The 5,279-nt window shown below is 58.0% G+C and carries 1 protein-coding gene; it reads right to left on the bottom strand.

Annotated elements, in window-relative coordinates:
* Positions 1–170: 170 nt before the first annotated feature.
* Positions 171–4,409 (bottom strand): NACHT domain-containing protein, encoded by a 4,239-nt coding sequence (locus tag IQ782_RS29265; protein WP_240989671.1) that lies wholly within the window; start codon positions 4,407–4,409, stop codon positions 171–173.
* Positions 4,410–5,279 lie beyond the last annotated feature (870 nt).

Raw genomic sequence — 5,279 nt, 5'->3', positions numbered from 1 at the left:
GCACTCCTTCTCTTTGGATGCGTATCAACTCGCAATGGCTGATCCCGTCGGCAATGTGGGGCGGCGACAGCGTTTACACCGAACCCGTTGCATGATTTTAACTTCGCCCCTCCCCAACTGCGCCTGTCATTCTTTGTCGGTGGGACTTGTTAGCTGCGATCCATGGAATCTCAGGTATTCGACCGCGGGCCGCGGCGAGTGAGGTCGATTACGATGACCTTGACCTCGTCGATGTCCGGCCAATCGCGAGCAATCGAATGCCAGTAGTCTTGCAATGCGGTCTCGAGATCATTCAGATCAACTCGGCAGCCGTCGATTTCCCACTTGCGATCGGCCACTCGCCCTTGCCATGTCAGAAGCATGATACCCCGGCCACCGGCCTTCGCACGGAGATAGTCTCCGGCGAGCTGGTTTCGGAGCCGCTCACACAGTTCCGGTCCCGTCCAGCCTTTGTCCAGTAGCTTCAGTTCAATCGGAACGGGGGTGACGTCCGGCGCTTGCAACCAAATATCGGGCCGTTGGGAGTTCGGCATTTCGTTTTCTTGGGCACACGTGTATTTTCCATTCGCCAAGTCATTCAGGCGACCGGTGATGAGGTTTCGCACTTCCGTTTCCGCCTCTGCGCGCCGCCATGTCCGGTAGGGGCTGTCGTTGCTATCCTCCAACCAAGTGCGGATATCGATTAGCCGGTGTACGGCAAGAGTGAAGAGCTGGGCGTTGGTTGCAGGCGCCAACGATTGGTCTACATCGAACTCACGTATCTGAGCATCCGTCCAGTCGTCGACGTCTCCGTCTATCTCTGCCCGTTTAGATGCCAATTGTAGCATCCAGTCACGCGAGGGCTTGTTGGGATGATCCTCGGCCAGCTGCCCCAACGCCAGGAAGGTTGCCTTTCCCGGGATATCGCAGAGGACGTTGAAAAGGCCGTTGCGAGCGTCCTGGGCGTCATCGCGTAGCCCCGGAGAATAGGCGCCGCGGCCAGCACGCTCGATATCCTCGGACGCCCTAATGTGCTGGTGCATGAGAGTGTAAAGTCGCTTGAGGTGTTCCGGTTTACGATAGCTGTCGAATCCGGTTCCGAGATGCTGGCCGCGACGATCGCCAAGGAGTTCGGTGATGAAATGCTGCGCCGCAGTCGATGCCTCGTCAGCGGGCATCGAGCCGAGCCAGTCCTCTAACTGCGGGATCGCCGATACTGCTTCAGTATCGACCCAGAGCGCGTACCACTTGGCTTGCTCGGATACCGGTAATTCAAGTTCGACTTTGCTGCGTGCGAGGTTCGAGAGGCGGTCGCTATCGTCTATGCTCTTGGCAATGTAAATTGCCTGGCGAAGCACATCGGTGTTGCGCACCGTATTCGAATTGAGCCAATCGATGACCCAACCCGCGATATGCGAGTGCAGCCACGGCGCGTGGTATACTATGTCATGAAGCATGTAGGATCGTGGTGCTTCGTCCCGTCCAAGATCCCAAGCGAGTTCTTGCAGCATCAAGTGACTGACGATTTCAGGGCGATCACGAAAAGCCTTCTCCGACCAAGTCGGGAAACCGTTCAGTTCCCATGGCACATAGCGGATGGCGAGCCGCAATTCGTCATCGCTCAGATGCCTCGGAAATTCAGCGGTTTGCTCGGCTTCGATTTCGAGACCGGCAAGGCCGAATATCAGTGTGTTTGGAACGCCGGCTGTATCGATGCCTTCGGACGCCAACTTGGGGGAGTAGTGACGCCAATGGCTTTTTGCAGCGTTGCTGTATTCTGCGGCAACTTCCTCGCCGAACGTGCTGATTAGGCTGCGCCAGTCGTCGCCACGCCACCGAGAGCTGTCGCCTTTCTGGGTCGCTTGCATCAGATGGTACTGATTGTTCGTCATTTCTCCGGGCTCGACGGTTTCCGGACGTCGGGCAAGCGTAGGGGCGGCCTTGAGGCTCTCGATCCACCGGCGACGCGCCTCTTTCGCCGCCGCGTCTTTCCTATGACGTTTGCGTCGAGCCTTTTCGAACTGATCATCCATGGCCTGCTGCTTTTTGGAGGGTTTCCAGCTGATCATGCCTTCAAGGTGTTCTGCCAGCGCGGGGGCAGCCGCGACGCTGTCTCGAAGTTTAGCCAAGCTTTCGTCAGGCTGCTCTGTTTCTCTGACCAAGCGGTAGGCCAAGATGACCGCAATAAGCTTGTCGTCTTCGTTTCCACGCTCGGATATCCATGCCAATACGCGTTCGAAATCTTCGCCTTCGTAGTGACAGCAACCATCAATCAGTGCCTTGAACGGATCAGTCACAGGAGCGCCTCCGGTCGCTTCCCGGTGCGCGCGCTCTGCATCAATGGCTGACCAGAAGATGGAATCGTTCAATTCAGGCCAATCTGGCACCGCCGTCTCAAGTCTCGTCGCGTGCTCGCTGAGATCGACATCGTGCCAAAAGCGAACGGCGGAGACTTTATGCAGTATGGCGACAGAATCGTCCTCGAGAGCGTGCATTGACCGCACACCAACAAGCCGCTCGACAGCGTGCGCTGCGGCGCTGAGAAGCCAACTCTGGTTTCGGGATATCCGTTCACGGCCGCCTTCGAGGTGAGGTGCGCGACCCAGAATGCAATCCAAGCCTTTAATCAGTCTCGCAAGCTCTCGCTGACCTCCGGTATTCTCGATGTCGAAGCCATCGACGAACCGATGTAGGGCATCGGACAATCCGGTGGGCTGGAAGCGTTCATACGGCGTGAGCCGTTCGATCGTAGCAAGTAGCCGTTCAACGGACGCATGATTAGACGTTGCGTTATTAACGATCTCCGCCGCCAGACGGCGGTCTATCGGTTCAGACTCGGCGACGATCCGATCCCAAGTCGTATCGAAGTCCTCTTTGCTTCCAGCCGTTGCGACAGCTCGCAGCGCAGCAATCCTCGCGTACGGGCCGCGCCTGAGATCGACGGCAATCTCTGCCAAAGGGCCCACGCAATCTGTCATCTCGCCCTGCCAGACCAATCTTCCCAAGTAAAACAAGGCAGAGTCGTTCTCCCGATTCTGTTTAATGAGCTCAAGGACGTCATTGGACAGATCGGGCTCGGCTATTCGCGCGATGGCGTCATTGTCGCTTGCTGACCGAGAACCGGTATCCGCGGCGATCCTTGCGACGATTTCGTGGAGCAGCCGCTTCCTTTCGTCCACGGGAAGGCGCGACACGTCTCCCCCTTCCACGACTATTTCAGGACTGAGCGAAACAGCCCGCTGGCGGACGCGATCATCAAGCAAGATCAACCACGGCAGCAGCGGTCTCAGGCGCGGCGCGATGAACTTGTGGCCGTACTTCTCGCGAAAAATCACAGTCTCGACCGCGCGACGAGAGCTGCCCGTTTTCAGATGCTCCGCCAGCCATTCGGCCGCGAGCAATTCGCGCACCTCGCGGTGTCGGAAACGCACCTTTCCGTAGATGACGTCATCGAAGATCCCACGCTCGAGCAGCGCGTGAACATCGTTTGGATGCCAATCGCCGAGAACAGCGGCCGCATCTACTCCGTCCTGCCGCGGGTGCTCGTCCGGGATGCGGATTCCGGATTTCCCAGACAGGACAACGGCCGCGGCCAGACTTCTCGCGCCCGCTCGCGCCCTTTCTCGATTGAGCGGCTGTTTCTTATCCCGGTGGGGATCGCTTTCGGAAAGCCTCTTGCTGATCCCAAAGTTCAGAAAATCGAAGCGGCTCCCGAGTTTACCATCCTCCTTCCACTTCTCGATAATAATCTCAAGATCGAAAGGTCGCGCGGCAACTGCGGTCAAGTTCCGTCGCTGTATGTCCTCGACCAATCGATCAGCATCATCAACGCCACGCGCCTCAGCAAAGACGCGAATTTCTGTTTCCGCGAGGTCGTTTAGAACGAAGACACTCAAGCCATCATCGGCAGTCGACGTCTCTTCCACGCGATGGCGAACCTCATTGGCAGGCTCGTCTGCATCGCCAGTTTGCGCGACCTCGCTCGTCGGTTTCGCATAGGGTAGATGCTTCTTCACCATCACGTAGTCGGTGTGGCTACGCCAGGCGTACGGACGGCTCGAGATAACGACGTGCGCCCGATGTTGGGCAGACTTTATGCGGCGGGCGAAGCGGCGTATCGCCCTCTCGAAAGCCCTCGGATCATCGATGCGCGCCTCATCGATGGAGTCGAGGTAGAACCATGCCTCATCCGACGACGCCAGCCACGCGTCAAAATCTTCGGCGTTTCCGACCTCGAACGCCAGCTCGAAGTCTTCGATGATGTCTTCGATGCGAATGAAGAATGCGGCCTCGCCCACTTGGCGCTTCAAATCTGCCCGTTTCCACATCTCGTGCGTCTTGCCGATACCCGCTCCGGCAAGGATCACCGATCGATGGTTGCTCTCTACGGTGTCCCAGACGATAGGCTTTCGCCGCCCGACGAAAGCCATGAGTTCGTGCTCCTCCGCATCTTTGTCTGTCGCATGAAGCGGCGAGAATGTGCGGTCGAGTGGGACGTGATCGCTAGAGGTCAAAGGGCAGCTCCAAGTGCTTCTTCATACGGGCAGGCACGCGATGATTGCCGTCGCCGACTTTTCTTTTCAAGTTCTTAGCGCGATTCACGGGGATTTATGGTGCGGCTTAACCACCCGCAGGCCCGAGCAGGTGCTTTGCCAATGAACCGGAGCTGAACCATGAATTCTCGCGCTCCGGCTCACTCGCGCGTGTGTCTAAGCGAAGGTGTCACGCAGATACACTTGCGCGCCAACCGGAAATGCTGCGTTGAATATGAACGTCCGCTTCGCGAGATTGCGGTGCAGCATCACGAAATGGAACTGAATGCCAGCTACGGGCCGGGCGCGCCCGTGGAGTGAGCCGCATCAGCTTTGCCGCGAAGTCCGCTTCCTACGGATACTGTTGAAAAAGTCTCTGAAAGGGAGAGACCGGGCAGATCAGCAGAACAACCTCCCGCGAAGCCCCTCCTGAGCAAATGCGTTTTGCCAAGGGGCGGCCTGCGGGGGCAATATTCCAAGATTTCGAGTCATTTTTCGGTTCGCAGAGTTTTTCAACACAATCTACGCTGAGCAGACGTACGGACATGCCCACCATGCCCTACCCCGCCCCGAAGTGCCGCATAAGCGCCACTCGATTGAGGTTTGAATTCGAATTCAGCCCATCCCGCCATAGCCCATGAAGCCAACGATCGGGTTTCTGCCATCCGACCCCACCTGGCAGCGCCAGGGAGCGCCGCTCGGACCGATCCGCATGTAGACCGAGCTTCTCGCGCCCGAGGCCCGCGATCCCACGACCTTCAGCCTGCC

Source organism: Salipiger mangrovisoli (assembly GCF_015223355.1).
GTDB classification, from domain to species: Bacteria; Pseudomonadota; Alphaproteobacteria; order Rhodobacterales; family Rhodobacteraceae; genus Salipiger; species Salipiger mangrovisoli.
Note: the sequence above shows the minus strand (reverse complement) of the source record. Positions and strands in the feature narration are given on the sequence as shown.